At 67.0% G+C, this 21,308-nt stretch carries 24 protein-coding genes; 5 read left to right on the top strand and 19 right to left on the bottom strand.

Annotated elements, in window-relative coordinates:
- The first annotated feature begins 285 nt into the window (after positions 1 to 285).
- Genes BN4346_RS29890 through BN4346_RS29880 form a run of 3 tightly spaced genes read left to right on the top strand, consistent with a single transcriptional unit; the run spans position 286 to position 3,425 of the window.
- Entirely contained in the window at positions 286 to 1,218 is a 933-nt protein-coding gene (locus BN4346_RS29890; protein WP_067969816.1) for a class I SAM-dependent methyltransferase, read from the top strand.
- 5 nt (positions 1,219 to 1,223) lie between these two features.
- Positions 1,224 to 2,132 carry a class I SAM-dependent methyltransferase gene (locus tag BN4346_RS29885; protein ID WP_067969813.1) on the top strand — a complete coding sequence of 303 codons (909 nt, stop codon included), beginning with the start codon at positions 1,224 to 1,226 and terminating at the stop codon, positions 2,130 to 2,132.
- A gap of 60 nt (positions 2,133 to 2,192) precedes the next feature.
- The gene (locus tag BN4346_RS29880; protein ID WP_067969810.1) at positions 2,193 to 3,425 is read left to right on the top strand and encodes a serine hydrolase domain-containing protein; all 1,233 of its coding nucleotides are present in this window, start codon (positions 2,193 to 2,195) and stop codon (positions 3,423 to 3,425) included.
- A gap of 1,830 nt (positions 3,426 to 5,255) precedes the next feature.
- Here the strand turns inward: BN4346_RS29880 and BN4346_RS29870 are convergent.
- The 14 genes from BN4346_RS29870 to BN4346_RS29805 form a co-directional block, all read right to left on the bottom strand.
- Positions 5,256 to 5,561, bottom strand: a complete 306-nt coding sequence (locus BN4346_RS29870; protein ID WP_067969804.1) for a DUF732 domain-containing protein — start codon at positions 5,559 to 5,561, stop codon at positions 5,256 to 5,258.
- Between the two features lie 87 nt (positions 5,562 to 5,648).
- Positions 5,649 to 7,421, bottom strand: a complete 1,773-nt coding sequence (gene sppA, locus BN4346_RS29865; protein WP_067970016.1) for a signal peptide peptidase SppA — start codon at positions 7,419 to 7,421, stop codon at positions 5,649 to 5,651.
- A 10-nt stretch (positions 7,422 to 7,431) separates the two neighbouring features.
- Positions 7,432 to 8,802: a hypothetical protein gene (locus BN4346_RS49460; protein ID WP_154677554.1), complete on the bottom strand. Its 1,371-nt coding sequence runs from the start codon at positions 8,800 to 8,802 to the stop codon at positions 7,432 to 7,434.
- A gap of 267 nt (positions 8,803 to 9,069) precedes the next feature.
- A complete protein-coding gene (rplO, locus tag BN4346_RS29855; RefSeq protein ID WP_024440395.1) occupies positions 9,070 to 9,510 on the bottom strand; it encodes a 50S ribosomal protein L15 in 441 nt (146 codons plus the stop codon).
- Entirely contained in the window at positions 9,507 to 9,689 is a 183-nt protein-coding gene (gene rpmD, locus BN4346_RS29850; protein WP_046318378.1) for a 50S ribosomal protein L30, read from the bottom strand. Before rpmD ends, rplO begins: the two co-directional genes overlap by 4 nt.
- 2 nt (positions 9,690 to 9,691) lie before the next feature.
- Entirely contained in the window at positions 9,692 to 10,384 is a 693-nt protein-coding gene (gene rpsE, locus BN4346_RS29845) for a 30S ribosomal protein S5 (RefSeq protein WP_067969799.1), read from the bottom strand.
- Between the two features lie 31 nt (positions 10,385 to 10,415).
- Positions 10,416 to 10,823: a 50S ribosomal protein L18 gene (gene rplR, locus BN4346_RS29840; RefSeq protein ID WP_067969797.1), complete on the bottom strand. Its 408-nt coding sequence runs from the start codon at positions 10,821 to 10,823 to the stop codon at positions 10,416 to 10,418.
- Positions 10,824 to 10,825: 2 nt separating this feature from the next.
- Positions 10,826 to 11,365: a 50S ribosomal protein L6 gene (gene rplF / locus BN4346_RS29835; protein WP_067969794.1), complete on the bottom strand. Its 540-nt coding sequence runs from the start codon at positions 11,363 to 11,365 to the stop codon at positions 10,826 to 10,828.
- A gap of 13 nt (positions 11,366 to 11,378) precedes the next feature.
- Positions 11,379 to 11,777: a 30S ribosomal protein S8 gene (gene rpsH / locus BN4346_RS29830; RefSeq protein WP_067969791.1), complete on the bottom strand. Its 399-nt coding sequence runs from the start codon at positions 11,775 to 11,777 to the stop codon at positions 11,379 to 11,381.
- A 19-nt stretch (positions 11,778 to 11,796) separates the two neighbouring features.
- The gene (locus BN4346_RS29825; protein WP_024440399.1) at positions 11,797 to 11,982 is read right to left on the bottom strand and encodes a type Z 30S ribosomal protein S14; all 186 of its coding nucleotides are present in this window, start codon (positions 11,980 to 11,982) and stop codon (positions 11,797 to 11,799) included.
- 2 nt (positions 11,983 to 11,984) lie between these two features.
- On the bottom strand, positions 11,985 to 12,548 hold the full coding sequence (rplE, locus tag BN4346_RS29820; protein WP_046285615.1) for a 50S ribosomal protein L5: 564 nt from the start codon (positions 12,546 to 12,548) through the stop codon (positions 11,985 to 11,987).
- Positions 12,549 to 12,550: 2 nt separating this feature from the next.
- The gene (rplX, locus tag BN4346_RS29815) at positions 12,551 to 12,868 is read right to left on the bottom strand and encodes a 50S ribosomal protein L24 (RefSeq protein WP_046188192.1); all 318 of its coding nucleotides are present in this window, start codon (positions 12,866 to 12,868) and stop codon (positions 12,551 to 12,553) included.
- A complete protein-coding gene (gene rplN / locus BN4346_RS29810) occupies positions 12,869 to 13,237 on the bottom strand; it encodes a 50S ribosomal protein L14 (RefSeq protein WP_067969788.1) in 369 nt (122 codons plus the stop codon).
- Positions 13,238 to 13,454: 217 nt separating this feature from the next.
- On the bottom strand, positions 13,455 to 14,384 hold the full coding sequence (locus BN4346_RS29805; protein ID WP_067969786.1) for a DUF4436 domain-containing protein: 930 nt from the start codon (positions 14,382 to 14,384) through the stop codon (positions 13,455 to 13,457).
- Between the two features lie 177 nt (positions 14,385 to 14,561).
- Between BN4346_RS29805 and pstS the strand changes: the two genes are divergently transcribed.
- Positions 14,562 to 15,683 carry a phosphate ABC transporter substrate-binding protein PstS gene (gene pstS, locus BN4346_RS29800; protein WP_067969783.1) on the top strand — a complete coding sequence of 374 codons (1,122 nt, stop codon included), beginning with the start codon at positions 14,562 to 14,564 and terminating at the stop codon, positions 15,681 to 15,683.
- Between the two features lie 104 nt (positions 15,684 to 15,787).
- On the opposite strand, the gene BN4346_RS29795 is transcribed toward pstS, so the two are convergent.
- Positions 15,788 to 16,669: a formylglycine-generating enzyme family protein gene (locus BN4346_RS29795; protein ID WP_067970013.1), complete on the bottom strand. Its 882-nt coding sequence runs from the start codon at positions 16,667 to 16,669 to the stop codon at positions 15,788 to 15,790.
- A gap of 4 nt (positions 16,670 to 16,673) precedes the next feature.
- A complete protein-coding gene (locus BN4346_RS29790) occupies positions 16,674 to 19,022 on the bottom strand; it encodes an arylsulfatase (protein WP_067969779.1) in 2,349 nt (782 codons plus the stop codon).
- 166 nt (positions 19,023 to 19,188) lie between these two features.
- Here BN4346_RS29790 and eccE point away from each other — a divergent pair, with 166 nt between their 5' ends.
- Positions 19,189 to 20,325, top strand: coding sequence for a type VII secretion protein EccE (gene eccE / locus BN4346_RS29785; RefSeq protein ID WP_067970009.1), 1,137 nt, complete (start codon positions 19,189 to 19,191; stop codon positions 20,323 to 20,325).
- Positions 20,326 to 20,331: 6 nt separating this feature from the next.
- On the opposite strand, the gene rpsQ is transcribed toward eccE, so the two are convergent.
- The 3 genes from rpsQ to rplP are packed head-to-tail and all read right to left on the bottom strand — an operon-like array spanning position 20,332 to position 21,307.
- Positions 20,332 to 20,649, bottom strand: a complete 318-nt coding sequence (gene rpsQ, locus BN4346_RS29780) for a 30S ribosomal protein S17 (RefSeq protein ID WP_067969775.1) — start codon at positions 20,647 to 20,649, stop codon at positions 20,332 to 20,334.
- Positions 20,649 to 20,891: a 50S ribosomal protein L29 gene (gene rpmC / locus BN4346_RS29775; RefSeq protein WP_024440408.1), complete on the bottom strand. Its 243-nt coding sequence runs from the start codon at positions 20,889 to 20,891 to the stop codon at positions 20,649 to 20,651. Before rpmC ends, rpsQ begins: the two co-directional genes overlap by 1 nt.
- The gene (gene rplP / locus BN4346_RS29770; protein WP_024440409.1) at positions 20,891 to 21,307 is read right to left on the bottom strand and encodes a 50S ribosomal protein L16; all 417 of its coding nucleotides are present in this window, start codon (positions 21,305 to 21,307) and stop codon (positions 20,891 to 20,893) included. The genes rpmC and rplP overlap by 1 nt, the downstream gene beginning before the upstream one ends.
- Position 21,308: the final 1 nt, after the last annotated feature.

The raw sequence follows: 21,308 nt of genomic DNA, 5'->3' as shown, positions 1-21,308 counted from the left end.
CGCGGCGTTCCAATGGGCTGTTCTGTCCCAGCCCCGGTTAGTCCTGGGTTAGTCCTGCGTTTTCGCGTCCACGTGCCGGCCGATCACGACAAGGCCACGCGTGTCTTAGGCGCGTCAGCAGTCTACGAGAGTAACAGCTGCGCACCGCGGGCCGGGCGGGCGTTGGCGGCACTGCCAGCGTGCGACCAGCGTAGCGGCGTACAGTCACCGATGGCTCGTTAAACACGCTAACTAACTTCCCTGCGGCACTCGACCAGCAGGGCTAGATAGATAGGAGTACGCACCATGGCACGTAACGCCCGATTTGATGGAGACACCTGGGACCTGGCCTCCAGCGTGGGCATCACCGCCACCGGCGTGGCTGTGGGCCGTGCGGTCGCCAGCCGGGCCGCCCATCCCCTGATCAACGACCCATTCGCCGAGCCTTTGGTGCGCGCCGTCGGCCTAGACCTGTTCACCAAGTTGGCCAGCGGCGAGATCGCCCCGGAAGACTTCGGCGACCAGGCTCCGATGGACCTGGCCCGGATGGCCGACAACATGGCGGCCCGCACCCGATTCTTCGATGACTTCTTCACCGACGCCGGTGCCGCCGGCATCCGCCAGGTAGTCATCCTGGCGTCCGGGCTGGACTCGCGCGCCTACCGACTGGACTGGCCGGCCGGCACCGTTGTCTATGAGATCGACCAGCCCGAGGTGATCGAATTCAAGACCCGGGTGCTGGCCGAGCAGGGCGCGCAGCCCACCGCCACCCGGCGCACCGTCTCGATCGACCTGCGCGAGGATTGGCCGACGGCGCTACAGGCGGCCGGCTTCGACCCCGCCCTGCCGACCGCCTGGAGCGCGGAGGGGCTGCTGGGTTACCTGCCCCCGGACGCGCAGGATCGGCTGCTGGACACCGTGACCGCACTGAGCGCACCGGGCAGCCGGATCGCCACCGAGAGCATGCCGGGCCTCGACGCCGACACCGAAGCACAGGCCCGCCGGCGCATGCAGGAATCCGCGGAACGGATGCGCAGCCACGGGGTCGACATCGACATGGCCGAATTGCTCTACTTCGGGGACCGCAACGAGGCCGGTAGTTATCTGGCCGGCCACGACTGGCGGGTCGACAGTCACGACGTCGGCGCCCTGTTCGCCGAGTACGGGCTGCCACCGCTGGATATCGACGCGGAGCCCGGCTTCGGCAAGCTGGCCTACATCAGTGCGGTCCGGGGCTGACGGCCATGGCACGCACCGAGAACGATAGCTGGGACCTGGCCTCCAGCGTGGGCACCACCGCCACCATGGTCGCCGCCGCCCGCGCGCTGGCCACCGTGGAAGCCGAGCCGATCATCTCCGACCCGTTCGCGGCGCCGCTGGTGCGTGCGGTCGGCATCGACTTCTTCACCAAGATGGTCGACGGCACGCTGGACCCGGCGGTGGCCGCCGAAGCCAAGACCGCCGCCGAGCCGATGACCGCCGTGATGGCGGTGCGCACCCGGTTCTTCGACGACTTCTTCCTGCAGGCCGCGGACGCCGGCATCCAGCAGTCGGTCATCCTGGCCGCCGGACTGGATTCGCGGGCCTACCGACTGGGCTGGCCGGCCGGCAGCGTGGTCTACGAGATCGACCAGCCGGACGTCATCGAGTTCAAGTCCCGCACCCTGGCCGCCCTGGGAGCTCAGCCGACCGCCGATCGCCGCGCCGTGGCCGTCGATCTGCGTGACAACTGGCCGGCCGCGTTGCGCGCCAGCGGTTTTGACGAGACGAAGCCCACGGCGTGGAGTGCAGAGGGCCTGCTCATCTATCTGCCGCCGGAAGCGCAGGACCGGCTCTTCGACCACATCACCGCGTTGAGCGCCCCGGGTAGCCGGGTGGCCACCGAATACCACCCCGACGGCGCGGCCATGCTGAGCGACTCGAACCAGTCGCTGGGTCAGCGCTTCGCCGACCAGGGTCTGGATCTGGACATCGCCACCCTGGTGTACTCCGGCGAGCGAAACCCGGTCGGGACATATCTGACCGAGCGCGGATGGCAGGTGCGCGAGCGCGGCCGAGAGGCCGTGTTCGCCCACTACGGTCGCGTCTTTCCCGACGGTGAGATCGTGGCCCGGTTGCGCAATTCGGTTGCGATCGAGGCGATTCGCACCTGATAGTCCTGCGAAATCGCCGTTCCGCACCGAGCGGTCCTCCGGCAGCGGTATAACCACCCCATGGTGCTCAGGGTCACGGTTCCGCAAGATCGGATCGGCGGAGACGTCGACGTGGGCTACGGCAAGGTCGCCGATGCCTTCCGGGCCAACTTCGCCAGCGGCCGCGAGGTCGGCGCCGCAGTCTCGGTCTACCGCGACGGCGTCAAAGTCGTGGACCTGTGGGGCGGCTACCGGGACGGGGTTGCGCACGCACCATGGCAGCCCGACACCATGGTCAACGTCTTCTCGAGCACCAAGGGCGTGGCGGCCCTGGCCGTGGCGCTATCGGTCTCGCGGGGACTTTTCAGCTACGACGACAAGGTCGCAACCCACTGGCCGGAGTTCGCCCAGGCCGGCAAGGGTGACGTCACGGTCCGCCAACTGCTGGGCCATCAGGCCGGGCTGAGCTCGCTAAAGCCCGCACCCACCCTGGCCGACGTCGCCGACCCAAATCGACTGGCGCCCATGCTCGCCGCTCAAAAACCACTCTGGGCGCCGGGCACCCGGCACGGGTATCACGCGATCACATTGGGCTGGTACGAATCCGAGCTCATCCGCCGCACCGACCCGGCGGGCCGCAGCCTGGGCCGGTTCTTCGCCGACGAAATCGCCCGGCCCCTGGGACTGGACCTGCACATCGGGCTGCCGAGTTCGGTAACCCGCGATCAGGTCGCGTTGTTGCACCAGTGGAAACGGGCCGAGTCCCTGCTGCACCTCAGGGTGATGCCGGCGGCCCTGGTGGCGGCCTCGTTCAATCCGTTCGGGCTGCTGGGGCGAGCGAGTTCCATGCCCCGCGACATCAAGCCCTGGGATGGCGACTACAACCGCGATGACGTGCGGGCCGTGGAGATCCCGTCCGCCAACGGGATCGGTTCCGCATCGGCGATCGCGCGGCTCTACGGCGCCGCCGCGACCGCGGATCCGGCACTCCCGCTAAGCCCCGGTGTGCACGACGAGCTCACCGCGATGCCGGCACCGCCGTCGCGCGGCGAACGCGACAAAGTGTTGGGCGTCAAGGTGGTGTTCGCATTGGGGCTGTCAAAGCCGGCTTTCGGCTCTGCCTTCGGCTCTTCGGATAGTGCTTATGGCACACCCGGTTTCGGCGGCTCGTTCGGATTCGCCGACCCCGACACCGGCATTGGCTATTCCTACGTGATGAACCGCCTGGGTTTTCACCTCTACAGCGATCCGCGCGAACTCGCGTTGCGCCAGGCATTGTTCCGCGACGTGCTGGGCGCCCGACTACAGTCCTGACCTCGTCACAGCGACGGTGGCCGCCGATCCCGAAGGACCGGCGGCCACAGTCATAGCGCCGTGCGCCCCGCTATCAGCTGGGCGGGATAACGCCGCCACCCTTGCCGCCCTCGCCGGGCTGCCCGGGCGGACCTGCGGTGCCGCCGCCGGCCGCCGAGCCGCCGCCACCGGCCGGGCCACCCGGCCCGGCGGCGCCGGGACCGCCGGGAGTGCCGTCGGTGCCGGTGGCGCCGTCTTGACCTCCGGTGCCATTGGGGTTGTTGGCCGCGCCGCCCTTCCCCCCGGCGTTGCCGCCGGCTGCGTTACCGCCACTGCCGCCGTTACCACCGCTGCCGCCGTTACCACCGGCGCCACCGTCGGGGTTCGCAGCACTGCCGTTGCCGCCGGCAGCACCGGGGCCGCCGGCACCGCCGTCGNGTTGTCACCACTCGCGCCGAAAGTGGCTCCGTCGGCGCCGTCGCCGCCGAAGCCTCCGGCGCCACCGGCACCACCGGCACCGGCGTTGCCGATGAAGATGGCCGCGCCACCGTTGCCGCCGAAACCACCGGCGCCACCGCCGATTCCACCGGCACCACCGGCGCCGCCCAGGCCACCGTTGCCCAGCAGCCAGCCGCCGGCACCGCCGTCACCGCCAGCACCGCCGTCGCCGCCGGCAACGCCGTCGAGCCCGGCGCCGCCGGCGCCGCCGTTGCCGATCAGTCCGGCCGCACCACCGAACCCACCGTCGGCATTGATCGCGTTTCCGGCCGCGCCGGCGCCACCGTCACCGAACAAGAACCCACCATCGCCGAGGTTGCCGAAGAGTCCCGAGCTGCCCAGCAGCGAGTCGTTGACGCCGTCGAAGCCGTCGATGCCGTTACCGATCAGCACTCGCCCGAACAGGTCGACAAAAGGCTGGTTGACGATGTTGAGCAACGGCTCGGCGTAGCCCATCAGGTCTTGACCGACGGCGTACAACGGCAGGTAGACGTAGTCCTGGAATCCCGAGTAGAGCACGTGGTCCATCTCCGCCAGCCACGGGCCCAACGGCTGGGTGGGGTCGAAGGCGAACAGGCTGGAGTCGAACGCGGCACCGGCGTCGAGGCTGGTGAAGTCCCCCGCAGACCAGGAGTCGAACATCTCCAGGATCGGCTGCGAGAAGAGGTCATCGAAGTCAGCACTGGCAGACGGGGCACTTGCCACCGGAGCCACGCCAAATGCCAGAAATGCGCCGACCGCGCTGCCTGCGCCGGCTACCCGACGACTGACGCCACCTGAGCGGTTGCCTTGCCGGCGATCACGACTTTGATTCATGCCGAATCCCTCAATTCCGAATTCACGTCAAATTCATTTCGGGCTCAGCTAGAACCCATGGACCACAACTTGGGTCACTCGTCCAGCAAAGTAGCCGAATTTGACGTTTCCGACGAATCGAAACTTAGGTTTCCACGGAGGATCGTCGCCCGATAAACCATGCCTGAGCTGAGAATTTGCCGCAATTGAGAGGTACGCCATATGGCCAACCTCATGGTTTACCGACGTTTGTGACTGCCGCCACAATTAGGTAAAAATACCTACGGTCCCGTCATTACTTCTTCAAATGGGAAATTTGTCTCTCAGACTGACTTATGCGTTCATCAGACTATCGTGGCCGTTGCCGCCGCCGCCCCAAAGGTGGGCGATCGACCGAGCCTCGCGTTCCGCCCAGGCAAATGTCAGGCCGCGATACCTTGCGGAGGGGATCGGCCCAGCAAAATTACGGACAGGTTCGTTCAGTGCCGCGCACCAACGCACTTTCGGGCGCCCTGCGGACTGGCTATCGACGCATTCGCTCGGCGGGTGACCGCGGTGCTACATGTACTGGGGGCAGTAGTGCGCCGTGGAGATCGCAGCGAACTGGCCGGCCGTCTGAATGGTGAATCCCGGGTTGGTGGCCTGCACTGCGACGACGGTGTCCATCGGGGACAATCCGGCGTCCATCAGCTGGCATACCGCGCGGCCGGCCGACACGGTTGCCTGGTCGCCGGCACGGTGGCTCAGCCCGGCACCCGAGAGGGTGGCCAGAAACTGCCCATCGACGCCGGAGGGCGTGGCGTTGGCGGGGGCGGCCAGGCCGACCATCGCGCTCAGACCCGCCAGCAGCAGTAACCGTTTCATGGCTCTAAGCATGGGCGGCGCCCGTTAAAGACGTGTTACCGAGCTTTTACTGCCGTGAAGAGAATTGTTGATTCTAAGTTACGCGCTTTACCAGCGCGACTCCCCCAGCCACAGCACGTGCGCACCGTTGACCGAGCGTTCGACCTGGTCGACGATCCCGGCCAGCGACCGCACCAGTAGGCTGCCGACCGCATCCGACAGCGCTGCCGCCGGCTGCGACGACTGGCGCGGCCTGACGAACTCCCACCACGACGAACCGGGGTAAGACACGGTGCGGACCCGGGCGTCGGCGTCGATCCCGGCCAGCACCTTGGCGCGGCGCACCGCCGTGCGCAGCCCGCCCAGCTCGTCGACCAGACCGCGTTCGGCCGCGTCGGCGCCGGTCCACACCCGCCCGCGCGCCACCGCGTCCACCGCATCGGTGGACAGGTTGCGGCCTTGCGCCACCCGCGCCACGAAGTCGTTGTAGAACAGATCGGCTTCGGTCTCGACCTGCCCCCGCTGCTCGGCGGTAAACGGGGCGTTGATCGACCAGGCGTCGGCGTTGGCACCGGTGCGCACCGAATCGGTCCCCACTCCCAGGCGGTCCTTGAGCTGGCGGGCGACCAGCTTGCCGGTCACCACCCCGATGGATCCGGTGATGGTGCCGGGGTTGGCCACGATGGTGTCGGTGCCCGCGGAGATGTAGTACCCGCCGGAAGCCGCGACGGCGCCCATCGAGGCCACCACCGGCTTGCCCGCGGCGCGGGCCTGCTGCACCGCCCGCCAGATGGTTTCGGACCCGGTGACCGAGCCGCCCGGGCTGTCCACCCGCAGCACGATGGCGGCGACCTCCTCGTCGGCCGCGGCCTCACGCAGCGCCGCGGCGATCGTGTCCCCACCGACATTGCGGTTGCCCAGCGGTGACAGCTGCGGCCCGCCCGAGCCACTGACGATCGCCCCGGCCACCGTCACCACGGCGATCGCCGGCTTGGGCTTGCGCCCAGGCAAGGCCGATCCCGCACCGCCGGCCGTCGCGTGGGCATAGCGCCCCAGATACAGCCGCGGCGGTGCGCCGTCCTCGTCGGCGCCGGTGCTGTCCCCGGCTCCGGCCCATTCGGCCATCCGGTTGTACGCCTCGTCACGGAAGCCGATCCGGTCGATCAGGCCCGAGGCCACCGCGTCATCACGCAGCAGCGGTGCCCGGTCGGCCAGGGCGTCAACGGCCTCGGCATCGAGCTTGCGGGACTCGGCGACGGCCGCGCGCACCTGAGCGTGCAGGCTCTCCACCAGGGCGGTGTCGGCCTCGCGGTGCGCGTCAGTGTAGGAGTCCTGGGTGAACAGGTTGGCCGCCGACTTGTATTCGCCGCGGGCGACGAACTGCGCCTCGATGCCGGCCTTGTCCAACGCGCCGCGCAGGAAGGTCGCATTGGTGGCGAAGCCGATCAGCCCGAGGGTCCCCGATGGCTGCATCCAGACCTCGCCGAACGCCGAAGCCAGGTAATAGGACAGCGTGCCCGGATAGGTTTCGGCCCACGCCAGCGACGGCTTGACGGCGGTGAAGTCGGCGATCGCGGCCCGCAGCTCCTGCACCGGCCCGGCGGCCGCCGACGACAGCTGCACGCGGGCAATCAGTCCCGCGACCCGCGGGTCTTGCGCTGCCCGGTGGATCGCAGCCACCACGTCGCGCAGCATCGGCGGTCGGCCACCGGATCGGATGAGCGCCAACGGATCGAAGCCGCCGGTCTCGTGTGGGAGTTCCTGCAGATCGAGTTCGAGGACGACACCGCTGGGCACACCGTGGTGCCGGGCGGTGTCGATGCGACGCGCGACGCCGCGCAGGTCATCCAGGCCGGGCGCGCCGGGCAGCAGGGAGAACATGATTTTGAGCCTACCGGCGCCGCCGGACATATCCGGGGCCGCCAGCGCAGGCGAAGCCCCGCACGCCCGAAGCGTGCGGGGCTTCCCAGGTTCGGTTTCCGCCGTGAGTCGCTAGACCCCGGGCTGGCCGGCGGTACCCGTCGCCACCGACCCCGGAGTTACCGCCGGCACCACCGGCACCACCGAGACCGGCCAGACCGGACGCACCGAAGTGCCCGCCAGTCGCGGCCAGACCGCCGTTGCCACCGCAACCGCCCGCTCCACCGTCGCCGCCGTTGGTGCCGTTGGTGCCTGCCGTGCCAGCACCACCGCTACCTGGGACGGCGTTCACGCCGTCGACACCGGCGAACCCGGCGCCGCCGAAGCCACCGGCGCCGCCGGCACCACCAGCTCCGCCGTCGCCACCGACACCGATCAGGATGCCGCCCTTGCCGCCGTTGCCGCCGTCGCCACCGAGACCGCCCATACCACCGTTGCCGCCGGCCGCGTTCGCGCTGGTTGAGTCCAGCCCGGTCACGCCGGCCACGCCGGCACCGCCGGCACCGCCGATACCGCCATTCCCGAACAGGAAGTGCGCGTCGCCGCCCACACCACCAGCACCGGCAATGTCGCAGCCGCAGTCCGCGTCGCCGCTTGCCGCACCGCCGGCACCGCCGGCACCGCCGTCGCCGAAGAACCAGCCGCCTTCACCACCGGCGCCACCGTTCGCACCCGCAGCCCCGATGCCCCCGACGCCGCCGTTGCCGAACAGGCCCGCGTCGCCACCGGCTCCGCCGATCCCGTTGTTGATGTCGACCGCGCCGGCCGCACCAGCGCCACCGTCACCGAACAGGAAACCACCGTCGTGCAGGTTTCCGAAGAGCTGCGGAGCCAGGCCGCCGATCAGCGACTGGTTGATGACATCACCCTCGATGCCGTTACCGATCAGGTCACGGCCGAACAGCGCCACAAACGGCAGGTTGATCAGGTCGTTGATGGGCCCGCCGTACTGGATCCACAACTGGCTGAGGTCATCCACGCCGTTGTACAGACCGGCATAGGACTGCCAGACGAACTGGTCCAGCCAGCCCAGCGGGTCATTCTCGAAACCCCAGTCGTTGGCGGGCGCGGCGCCGGGGAGCGCGCCCATGCCGGCGAGCAGACTGTCAAAGTTGGAGCTGTTCAACGACAGGGCCGCCGGATCGAGACCTGCGGTCATCGATTCGATCAGCGAGTCGATCGCGTCCTCAATGCCGAAGTCGGCTTGCGCGGTCGGCGCGCTCGCCAGCGGCGCCATCCCGAACGCCAAGAAGGCTGCAACCGCGCTTCCAGCACCCACTACCCGACGACGCGCGGCGGTGGACGAACCGCCATCCATTCGGACCTGATTGCGACTACTCATGGTGATCTCTTCCCGGTGTAGCTGACGGCTCGCCGCCGTTCGCGACGCTGACGTTAATTTACATTCGCCTATGAAGATAGACAATTTAACATGAGTTGAGACTCACCACCAGGTTCAGGGACACTGTGATACCGCTGGAGACACGCTGTGACGCTGAGTCGATCGATGCCCAGCAGAAAGACCACATGCGCGTGGGACAAAAACGCACCCCACCGGCGTGGTGGGGTGCGTTTCTGTGAACGATTGTGGAGCTAGAGAGACCGTCTCCTACAGCTCGGTGGCGGTGCCTCCGGCTGCGGTGATCTTGTCGCGGGCGCTGCCGCTGAACTTGTGGGCGGTGACGTCGGCCTTGACCGTCAACTTGCCATCACCGAGCACCTTGACCAGTGTGTTCTTCCGGACGGCACCCTTGGCGACCAGTTCGTCGAGACCGATGGTCCCGCCCTCCGGGAACAACCGGTTGATGTCGCCAACATTGACGACCTCGTACTCGGTGCGGAACCGGTTGCGGAAGCCCTTCAGCTTGGGCAGCCGCATGTGGATCGGCATCTGCCCACCCTCGAACCGGACCGGCACGTTCTTGCGTGCCTTGGTGCCCTTGGTGCCTCGGCCCGCGGTCTTACCCTTGGAGCCCTCACCGCGGCCGACGCGGGTCTTCTTGGTGTTCGACCCGGGCGCAGGGCGCAGGTCGTGCAGCTTGATGGTCATTCTGCTTCCTCCACATGCACGAGGTGGTGAACAACCCGGATCAGCCCACGAGTCTGCGGGTTGTCCTCACGCACCACCGACTGGCGGATCTTGCGCAGGCCCAGGGTGCGCAGGCTCTCGCGCTGCTTCCAGCGTGCACCGATGGTGCCGCGGACCTGGGTGATCTTCAGGTTTGCCATGACTACCCCGTGCCTTCCCGCGCCGCAGCGGCAGCCAGAGCGTCGCTCTCGCGACGAGCCTTGAGCATCGCGGCCGGCGCCACATCTTCGATGGGCAGGCCACGTCGGGCCGCCACTTCTTCGGGACGCTGGATCATCTTCAGTGCAGCCACGGTGGCATGCACCACGTTGATCGCATTGTCGCTGCCCAGCGACTTGGACAGGATGTCGTGCACCCCGGCGCATTCCAGCACGGCACGCACCGCACCACCGGCGATAACACCGGTACCGGGGCTGGCCGGACGCAGGAACACCACACCGGCGGCGGCTTCACCCTGGACCGGGTGGACGATGGTGCCACCGATCAGCGGCACCCGGAAGAAGCCCTTGCGGGCCTCCTCGACGCCCTTGGCGATTGCGGCGGGCACCTCTTTGGCCTTGCCGTAGCCGACCCCGACCAATCCCTTGCCGTCGCCGACGATCACCAGCGCGGTGAAGCTGAACCGGCGGCCACCCTTGACCACCTTGGACACCCGGTTGATCGCGACGACGCGCTCCAGGTAGTTGCTCTTGTCGCCGTCACGGTTGTCGCGGCCGCCACGGCCGCCGTCACGGCCACCACGTCCACCCCGGTTGTCACGGTTGTCGCGCCCGTCGCTGCGGGGGGCACTGCCCGTGTCGGGACCTGCCGAGGCTGTCGGCTGCTCCGCCATCATGCGGTCCTTCCAGTCATCTTCACGTCAGTCATCAGAACTTCAATCCGCCCTCGCGCGCCGCCTCAGCCAGCGCCGCGATCCGCCCGCCGTAGGTGTAGCCACCCCGGTCGAACACCACGCTGTCGACACCGGCGGCCTTGGCGCGCTCGGCGATCAGCTGGCCGACCCGCACACTGTGGGCCTTCTTGTCGCCGTCCACACCCCGCACGTCGGCTTCGATCGACGACGCCGCAGCCACCGTGTGACCGGCAAGGTCGTCGACCAGCTGGACGTGGATGTGCCGCGAGGAGCGGTGCACCACCAGGCGCGGACGCTCGGCCGTGCCGGCGACCTTCTTGCGCAGCCGCGCGTGCCGACGAATCCGGTGCGTGCGCCGAACCTCGGAGATGTTCTGACCGACGGGCTTGCGGTCCGCGGTGCCTGCTTGTGATTGCGCCATGACTACTTACCTGTCTTTCCGACCTTGCGGCGAACCTGCTCACCCTCGTAGCGCACGCCCTTGCCCTTGTAGGGGTCGGGGCGGCGCAGGCGGCGGATGTTCGCCGAGATCTGGCCGACCTTCTGCTTGTCGATGCCCGAAACCGAGAACTTCGTGGGCGTCTCCACCGCGAAGGTGATGCCCTCCGGAGCCTTGATCAGCACCGGGTGGCTGTAGCCCAGCGCGAACTCCAGGTCGCTGCCCTTGAGCACGACGCGGTAGCCGACGCCGAAGATCTCCATCTTGCGGAGGTAGCCCTCCGACACACCGGTGACCAGGTTGGCCAACAGGGTGCGGCTCAGACCGTGCAAGGACCGGTTACGCCGGTCGTCGTCCGGCCGGGTCACCACAAGTGCGCCGTCGTCGTTGCGGGCGACACTGATGGGCTCGGCTACCGCCAGCTCCAGGGTGCCCTTGGGTCCCTTGACCGATACGTTCTGACCATCGATGGTCACGTCGACCCCGGCGGGAACCGGGACCGGCTGCTTACCAATACGCGACATGTCTGCTACTCCCTCACCACACGTACGCGAGGACTTCGCCGCCCACGCCCTGCCTGGCCGCCTGACGGTCGGTGAGCAGACCCGAGGACGTGGAGATGATCGCCACGCCCAGGCCGCCGAGCACCCGTGGCAGGCTGGTCGACTTTGCGTAGACCCGCAGGCCCGGCTTGGACACCCGGCGCAGACCGGCGAGGCTGCGCTCCCGGTTCGGGCCGTACTTGAGGTTGACCACCAGCGCCTTGCCCACCCGGGCGTCTTCGACGTGGTAGTCGGTGATGTAACCCTCACGCTTGAGGATCTCGGCGATGTTCGCCTTGATCTTCGAGTGCGGCAGGGTCACCTCGTCGTGGTACGCCGAGTTGGCGTTACGCAGACGGGTCAGGAAGTCCGCGATGGGATCCGTCATAGTCATTTAGGCTGCTCCTCCACCCTCACCAGCTGCTCTTCTGCACACCCGGCAGCTCGCCGGCGTGCGCCATTTCGCGCAGGCAAATTCGGCACAGGCCGAACTTCCGGAGCACCGCGCGCGGGCGGCCGCACTTGTTGCAGCGGGTGTAGGCGCGCACCGCGAACTTGGGCTTGCGGGCCGCCTTGATAACCAACGCCTTCTTAGCCATGGTCAGTTCTCCTTGAACGGAAAGCCGAGAGCCCGCAGTAGCGCTCGTCCTTCGTCGTCGTTGGTCGCCGAAGTGACGACGGTGATGTTCATCCCCCGCGGACGGTCGATGGAGTCCACGTCGATCTCGTGGAACATCGACTGCTCGGCCAGCCCGAAGGTGTAGTTGCCGGAACCGTCGAACTGCTTGGCCGACAGCCCGCGGAAGTCGCGGATACGCGGCAGAGCGATCGAGGTCAGTCGGTCCAGGAACTCCCACATCCGGTCACCGCGCAGGGTGACCCGGGCACCGATCGGCATGCCCTCGCGCAGCTTGAACTGTGCGATGGACAGGCGGGCCTTACGGATCTCCGGCTTCTGGCCGGTGATCGCGGCCAGGTCGGTGACCGCGTTGTTGATCAGCTTGGCGTCCCGGGCGGCTTCGCCGACACCCATGTTCACCACGACCTTCACCACGCCCGGAATCTGCATCACGTTGGCGTAGTTGAACTCTTTGTTGAGCGCGTCGCGGATCTCTTCGCGGTAGCGCACCTTCAGCCGGGGCTGGATCTTTTCTGCAGTCGTCATCTCTAGATGTCCTTGCCGTTGCGCTTGGAGACGCGAACCTTCTTGCCCGACTCGGCGTCCACCCGGTAACCGATCCGGGTGGGCTGTCCGTCGGAGTCGACGACCATCACGTTGGACACGTGGATCGGGGCCTCTTGCGTGACGATCCCGCCCGAGGAGGCACCGGCCTGGTTGGCCGAGTTCGCGACGTGCTTCTTGATCCGGTTGACGCCCTGGACCAGCACGCGGTTGCGGGTGGGGAAAGCCTGCAGGACCTTGCCCTTAGCGCCCTTGTCCTTGCCGGCGATGATCAGGACGGTGTCGCCCTTATGGACCTTCATCTACAACACCTCCGGTGCCAGCGAGACGATCTTCATGAACTTCTTCTCGCGCAGCTCGCGACCGACCGGCCCAAAGATGCGGGTTCCGCGCGGGTCGTTGTCGGCCTTGATGATCACGGCCGCGTTCTCGTCGAACTTGATGTAGCTGCCGTCGGCACGGCGACGCTCCTTGACGGTGCGCACCACGACGGCCTTGACGACATCACCCCGCTTGACGTTGCCGCCCGGGATGGCCTCTTTGACGGTCGCGACGATGACATCACCGATGCCGGCGTAGCGCCGCGACGAGCCGCCGAGCACCCGGATGCACAAGATCTCCTTGGCGCCGGTGTTGTCGGCGACCTTCAACCGCGATTCCTGCTGAATCACCAGATCTCCTCAATAATCGAGACGACCCGCGGCATGACAAGTGACATGCCGGAATCTCCCCGGTCGTGCATGGTCTTCTTATTGCCGAAGTGCACGCAGGGCCAACTCACGCTGGCCGAGGTCTGCTCACGGCAACCCCTAGAGCTTAGGCGACGGATCCCGCAACGCCAAATTGCTGGCCAAGCCGGGCGCAGACGGGCTGGCGTCGCGGCCGGCCTCAGTCATCCCCTTGCCGCACCCAGGCGTAGATGAACAGGCCCATCGCCGCCGCCAGCGCGATCAGCACCCACTGGACGATTGCCTGGTCGATCCAGGAGCCCGGGGGCGGGGCCCCGGGCAGGATGTTGCGCAGCGGGATGATCGCGAAGAGATTGGCGGCGTACCAGGTGGCGAATGGCGGCAGAAATTTCCGCCTGCCCATGGCCATCGGGACGGCCACGATCAGCGCCAGGGTGGGCAGGCTGATCAGGACCAGGCAGATTCCGAGGTCGAAGATCAGCGGCCCCCTGGCCCGCTGGATCTTCACCACCACCGCGGCATCGGCATCGCCTCGCTGGTTTCGGGTCCTGCTGGCGTCATGCACGCGGGCGACGCTGGCGTCCCAGCCGTCCAGCGATCCGGTGACCTCCACTCGGGCGGGGATCCGTTTGCGGCCTTCCCCGGTCCCGACGAACACATCTGCCGACAGCTGTTCGGTGGTGTAGGTGTCGAAGGGCCAGTTTCCCGGGGCGCCATAGGCCTCGATTGTCGTGCTGACCCGCGCAGGCGCGTCCCCCGCGGGAAAATGTAGGTCCCCCAGGTCATTCGGGGGATACAACCGCACCGCAAGCTCGGTGTTCAGTACGTCGAAACGCTTGTCGTACAACGCCTCTCCGGGGTGGACGAGAACATCCACCGCGAGTCGGTTGGCTACCGGGTTCAGCTCCTGAAGCCGCACCTGCACGATGGTGTCCTCCGGATTCGCCGCGCTCAGGTCGAGCGGCGGAAGCGGATTGTCCGAGCGTTGCAGGGTGTGGACGCCGAACAGCGATGACACGTAGGCCACAACGATCGCGGCCAGGATCACCGCGCTCGTCAGGAAGCGCGGTCTTTGGCGCCGCTTCGCCGCCGCAGTGCCGGCCTCGTCCAATTGGGGCTCGATGATCATCGGCAGTCAGGGTAGCGAACGGCGACGGCAGCCGCGCCGGCCAGGAGATATTCCGAAACGTGCTGGCCGGCAAGCGTATCGGAATCCGATCTAACTCGCTCAGACGTCACTGTTTCCCCGCACCTCGTTTACCTACTGTTCGACAATGAGCGGGTTTCGGTTGTTATACACACGGCCATGAATCGTTTTCGGGCTGTCGCAACCCGAACGCCAGCCGCGGCCGCCGGCATCCTGCTGACTGCGGGCGCGCTGACACTGTCGGCGTGCTCTGTGCCCCATATGACGCTGGCCTACGCCAGTGAGCTCGTGACCTGCGGCGGCAAAACAGATCTGAAAGCCAGCGGTTCGACCGCGCAGGCGCATGCGATGGCCGAGTTCGTCGGCGTCTACCGCACCGCCTGCGTCGATCGCACACTCGACTACACCGCCAACGGTTCGGGCGCCGGCATCGCCGACTTCCTCGCTGGGGAAACAGATTTCGCTGCATCCGACTCACCCCTGGACGCAGGGCAGCGGGCGCTGGCCAAGCAGCGCTGCGGCGGTGCGGATGCTTGGCACCTACCGATTACATTCGGGCCGCTGGCCATCACCTACAACCTTCCCGAAGTCGACTCGCTGGTACTGGACGCGGCCACCATCGCCAAGATCTTCAATGGCCGTATCAGCCGCTGGGACGATCCGGACCTCGTCGCGCTCAACGGGCCCATGCCTGCCCAGGACATCCGCGTCGTCTACCGCAGCGACTTGTCCGGCAGCACCGAGAATTTCCAGGCCTACCTGCGGGCCGCATCCGGCGGCGTCTGGGACAAAGAGGCGGACAAGACGTTCAACGGCGGGGTGGGCGTCGGCGCCAAGGGAAACGAGGGCACCGCAGCGCTGGTGCGCACCACCGAGGGCGCGATCAGCTACAACGAGTTGGCCTTTGCCATGGACCAGGGGCTGTTCGCCGCGGAGATCAAAACCCCGGCCAGCCGCAAGTCCAAACGTCCGGTGCGCATCGGGACCGATTCGGTCGGTAAGACCATCGCCGGCGCCAAGATCACCGGTGCCGGCAACGATCTCGTGGTCGACATCTCGTCGTTCTACAACCCGACTCAGGGCGACGTCTATCCGATCGTCTTGGCCGGCTACGAGATCGTCTGCTCGAAATACCCAGATCCGGTGGTGGGCCAGGCGGTCAAGGGCTTCCTGCAGGCCGCCGCCGGTCTGGGCCAGGCCAACCTCAACAAGCAGGGCTACATCCCGCTGCCGCCTGACTTTCAATCGCGGGTCTGGACCGCGATCGACGCCATCTCCTAAGGCGTTCCCACCGCCCTCGTGGGGTGTACACACTTGGGCGCCAGGGTGCGCGTCTGTACAGCGACTACGCCCCGGGGCAAGGCGTACAGACGCGCACGCTCGCGCTATCTCTCCCCGCCCGCCGCGCAGCGAAACCCGATATGGCTCGTCGCCGTGTCCTGCGACTGCGGGGAGCGGGCCGCGGGGCGATAGCGGTGGCAGTACTCCGGCGCGCACAGATGCGATCCGCCCTTGAGGGCCTGACTGATACTCGGGTCGGCGGGGCCGGTCGGCGTACAGCAGGCCTTCGGCGGGGCTGGCCGATCCCGGAGCCGATGGTGCGCCGAGAACTCGGTGGTCGTCCACTCCCAGACGTTGCCGATCATGTCGACCAGGCCCCAGGCGTTCGGCGGAAACGCTCCCACCGGTGAGGTTCCGGCCCAGCCCAGGGCGCCGTCGTTGCGGTACGGAAAGTCGCCCTGCCAGGTGTTGGCCATCAACACACCGCCCGGCCGCTCCTCCTCCCCCCACGCATAGGTGCTCGCGCCGCCGGCCCGAGCGGCGTACTCCCATTCGGCTTCGGTCGGCAACCGGCGCCCCGCCCACCGGGCGAAAGCTGCCGCATCGGGGTAGGCCACCTGCACCACCGGGTGATCCGGCTTGTCCTCGACGGTGCTGTCCGGTCCGAACGGGTGCCGCCAGCTGGTGCCGGGGATCCAACGCCACCACTGCCGCCAGTCACGCAGGTCGACCGGACCGTCGGTTGGATGAAATACCAGGGCGCCCGGTTCGGCGTCGCCGTACAGCGCGGCATCGAGTTCCTGCTCGGCCAGGGTCACGTAGCCGGTTGCAGCGACGAATGCGCCGTACTGTGCATTGGTCACCGGATGGCGCTCCAGCGCGAACGGCTGCACCGCCACACTGTGAATGGGCGCCTCTTCGGGATAGAAACTCGTTGATCCCATCCGGAACACTCCGGCCGGGATCTCGACGAGGTCCGTCAGCATCACATCAGTCCCGCGAAAACGCAGCCGCGATAGCCCTTTTCACGTCCAGGTACGGCTCGCCACTGACATCCACGGCAACGTCAGCGATGGTGCCGCCGGTGAAGGCGAACGGCGCACGGTACGCCGAAGATACCGCCTGGCCGGTGTTGCGCCCCACGCTGACCCCGCCACCGGCCAAGGCGAAGGCTCCCGGCTGGGCGACCATGTCGGGCAGGGTGGCGACCACCTCGTCGTCGATGTACAACCAGGCCTCACCGATCGGCGTGTGACTGCCCTCGACCGTTCCGGTGCGCTCGAACCGGATGCCGAAAATATGCTGCCCCAACGGGATCGGGCCGGGCGAGGACAGCCACTGTTCGCGCTCGCCGAGGAAGTTGTAGACGTAGTGCAGCTTGCCGCCCTGAACGAACAGCGCATGACCGCCGTGCCGGGCCCCCTGCTTGAACAGCAGCCCCTCCGCGGCAGCGGAATCCACCGTGACGCGCGCCAATACCGAGAATGACCGGCCGCGAAGCTCCACGCACGCCCCCAACGGCACCTCGGCGGTGTTCGGGTAGTAGGTGTAGTCGGTACGGGCACCAGCCAGGTAGGGCCGCTGCCGACTGGTCATCTCGAAGATGTTCAAGTCCGCCAACGGCAGTCCGTTGTATTTCTCGGCCTCGGCGAACCACATCGCCTGGAGCTCTGTGAGTTTCTCGGGATGTTCAGCGGCCAGGTCGTGGCACTGACTGCGGTCCTCGGCGAGGTGGTAGAGCTCCCACCGGTCGTCATCGAAGTGACTCCAGCCCGATGGGGTCGCCGCATGCACTGTGTTGGCAAACCAGCCACGGTGCCAGATGCCGCGGGTGCCCAACATCGTGTAGAACTGGGTGTGCTTTCCGGTGTCTGCGGCCGGATCAACCAGCGCTGCTTTGAAACTCACGCCCTCCAGCGGCCGCTGGGCAATACCGCGCACGGTCTCGGGCGGCGTGACGCCGAGCAGGTCGTAAACCGTCGGGGTCACATCGCACACGTTGACATAGGTGTCGCGTACCTCGCCACGCGCGGCGATTCCATTGGGCCAGCTGACGATCGCAGGGTCGGCGATACCGCCCTCGTGGGAGGCGTAGCGCTTGTAGAGCTTGTAGGGCGTATTGAACGCCATCGCCCACCCGACCGGGTAGTGGTTGTAGGTTTCCGGGCTACCCAGCTGATCGAAGAGTTTCATCGCCTCTTCGACGGAGTCGAGGTAGCCGTTGAAGAACTTGTTCTCATTCGGCGATCCGTTCGGACCGCCCTCGCCGCTGGCTCCGTTGTCGGAGATCACCACGACAAGGGTGTTGTCGAGCTGCCCGGACTCCTCCAGGTAGTCCAGAATCCGGCCGATCTGGGCGTCGGTGTAAGTCTGGAAACCCGCGAACACCTCAGCCATCCGGGCAAACAAACGCTTCTCGGAATCATCGAGGCTGTCCCATGGGCGGACCGTGTCCAGCAGCGGCCAGGGCTGCCCGTCGGCACTGGTAACGCCGGCGTAGGGGTTGACCTCGGACAGCTCAGTGTCTTCCGGTACCAGTCCCAGCTTCTTCTGGTTCGCCAGCACGATCTCTCGGTACTGTTCGTAGCCCATGTCGAAGCGCCCGGCGTAGCGGTCAGCCCATTCGGCGAACACATGGTGCGGGGCGTGGCCTGCTCCCGGGCAGACGTAGCCGAACCAGGGCTTTCCGGGCGCGATGGTCTGCGCATCGCGGATGAATTCGATTGTCTTGTCAGCGATGTCCTTGGACAGGTGGTAGCCGTCCTCGGGGGTGGCCGGCGGTGCGACCGGGTGGTTGTCGTAGACCAGATCCGGGTACCACTGGTTGGTCTCGCCGCCCAGGAAACCGTAGAACCGCTCGAATCCCCGTTGCGTCGGCCAATGCCGTCGGGTACCAGCCATGTTGGACTCTTCCAGCGGCGTCAGGTGCCACTTGCCGACGCAGAAGGTATTCCAGCCCTGTTCGGCGAGAACCTCACTGAGCAAAGCGGTTTCGAAGGGGATACGTCCGCTACAGTTGGGGAACCCGTCGGTGAACTCCTCGATGGTGGCCATGCCGACACTGGTGGCGTTACGCCCGGTCAACAGCGACGCCCTGGTCGGGGAACATAGGGCGGTGGTGTGGAACTGGGACAGCCGCACTCCCCGCTCGGCGATCCGGCTCATCGTGGGCATCTCGACCAGTCCGCCGAAGCAGTCCCAGGTGGCGATGCCGGTGTCGTCCCAAACCAGATACAGCACATTGGGCGCTCCCTCGGGCGCGGTCGGCGCGGCGAACGGCCCCCAGTCCGGTTCGGAATCCCGGATATCGAGACTGACCTTGCCCGTGAATTCCACCATTGCTCACTCCGTCGTCGGCCCCCGGAACGGATGAGACACTACCGGCCCGCTGCCGATGCGGCAGCCTTTGCCGCCGGCGGATGTTTGGCTCGCACGCGGAGCGGGTAGCCCGGTCACCGCACACTTCATGGAAGTTCTGGGGGGAAACCATGAGATGGACATATCGATGAGGGCGCAACATTCGTTGGGGCTCAATCTGTCGTGGTTACGCGTGACCACGGTGTTTCTGATCGATATCGGCATCTTGTGGATAGCCGGTCATTGGCCGGCCCAGTTCGGGACCACCGAGCGCGCATGGTGGCCGGCGGTCGGTGTTGCCGCAGTGCTCACCACGGCCGCGTTGATCACCCACCGCCGGGTCCCGCTCACGGCAATCGTGCTGGCGCGGCTGTTCGATCGCTTCGCCACCCCTGCGGCCTTTCTCACCGAAGGCTGCACTCGCGGTTTCGACCACCGCCGTCGCTACAGTCGCGACGTGGTCGGAGTGCGCGAATACCGCGGCCGACTCGTGTCGGTGATCGCCATAACCGCTGGCCCCGCCGAAGCGGCCGGGCGGCATCGCCGCGTCCCTGCGCCGGCACCGACGCTGCCCGTTGGACTCGTCGCCGCCGGCCTGCGACAGTTCGACGTACGCCTGGACGGGATCGACATCGTGTCGGTACGAACGTGCGACTCCCTCGGGCTACAGGACAACTGGGTGATCCTGCGGATGGATCCGATGCACAACGCCGAGGCGGTGGCGGTTCGCGATTCGGTCGCCGCGACACTGGCCGTAGCCACCGAACGACTGGCACGCGACCTGTGCGAACGTCACCTGGATGCTCGCATCCTGTCGGCCGACGAGTTCGACCCGGTCGACGCGGCCCTCCTAGCAGGCCTGCAGCCGACCCAGCTCCGCCGACGTCGCCGCCGACTCAAACAGAAGGAGCACAAGGGACCCAAGCACTTCGCGGCCACGTTCTGGATGTCGCCGCGCGACATCTCCACCGAAAATCTCGAACGGCTGTGGCTGCCGGAGACCGACACGACCGCGGTCACGGTCCGCCTGACGCCGCGTCAGCGCAACACCGACGTCGCGGTGCTGGTGCGCTACCACACCGCGAGCAGATTGCGCCGGAACACCTCGGCCGGACTCAACCGTCTCAACGGCCGCCAATTGACGGCGTTGCGGACCAGCCTGCCGACGCCGACACAACGCACCCTGGCGGTGCCGGCGCGATCCCTCAGCGCCCAGGATTCACTGCAGATAGCGCTAGGACCCGGTCCGCAGCGAACTGTGTCGCGCGTCCGGGTCCCGGCGTAACTACTACTACTTGGCCTTCTCCAGGATCTCGACCAGGCGCCAGCGCTTCGACGCCGACAACGGACGAGTCTCCATCAGCGACACGCGGTCGCCGATGCCGGCCGTGTTGTTCTCGTCGTGCGCCTTGACCTTCTTGGTGGTCCGGATGATCTTGCCGTACAGCGGGTGCCGGACACGGTCTTCGAGCTCGACGACGATGGTCTTCTCCATCTTGTCGCTGACCACGTAGCCGATCTGGGTCTTGCGGCGGCCCCGCACCGTCTCCGTGCGCGGGGTGTGCTTGGCACCCTTCTCCGCGGCGTTAGCCTTTGCAGCCTGTGCCATTACGATGCCTCGCCTTCAGAACCAGCGGGACCGGACGCCAGGCCCAGTTCCCGTTCGCGCAACACGGTGTAGATGCGCGCAATCTGGTGGCGCACCGTGCGGAGCCGACGGTTGTTGGTGAGCTGCCCGGTCGCCATCTGGAAACGCAGGTTGAACAGCTCTTCTTTGGACTCGCGCAACTGCTCGACGAGCTCGTCGCCGTTAAGCTCGCGCAGTTCGCCAGCGGTAACTCCCACTGCCATCAGAACTGCTCCTCTCGGGTCACGATGCGCGCCTTGATCGGCAGCTTGTGGATCGCCCGGGTCAGTGCGGCGCGGGCAATGGCCTCATTCGGGTAGCTCAGCTCGAACAGCACCCGGCCCGGCTTGACGTTGGCGACCCACCATTCCGGCGAACCCTTACCGGAACCCATCCGGGTCTCGGCGGGCTTCTTGGTCAGCGGACGGTCCGGGAAGATGTTGATCCACACCTTGCCGCCACGCTTGATGTGCCGGTTGATGGCGATACGAGCCGACTCGATCTGCCGGTTGGTGACGTAGGCGTGCTCCAGTGCCTGGATGCCGTACTCACCGAACGTCACCGCGGTGCCGCCGCTGGCGATACCGCGCTGCTTGGGGTGGTGCTGCTTGCGGTGCTTGACCTTACGGGGAATCAACATG

The sequence above is a fragment of the Mycolicibacter icosiumassiliensis genome, assembly GCF_900078685.2.
GTDB classification, from domain to species: Bacteria; Actinomycetota; Actinomycetes; order Mycobacteriales; family Mycobacteriaceae; genus Mycobacterium; species Mycobacterium icosiumassiliensis.
This window is presented reverse-complemented; position numbering and strand designations above follow the sequence as displayed.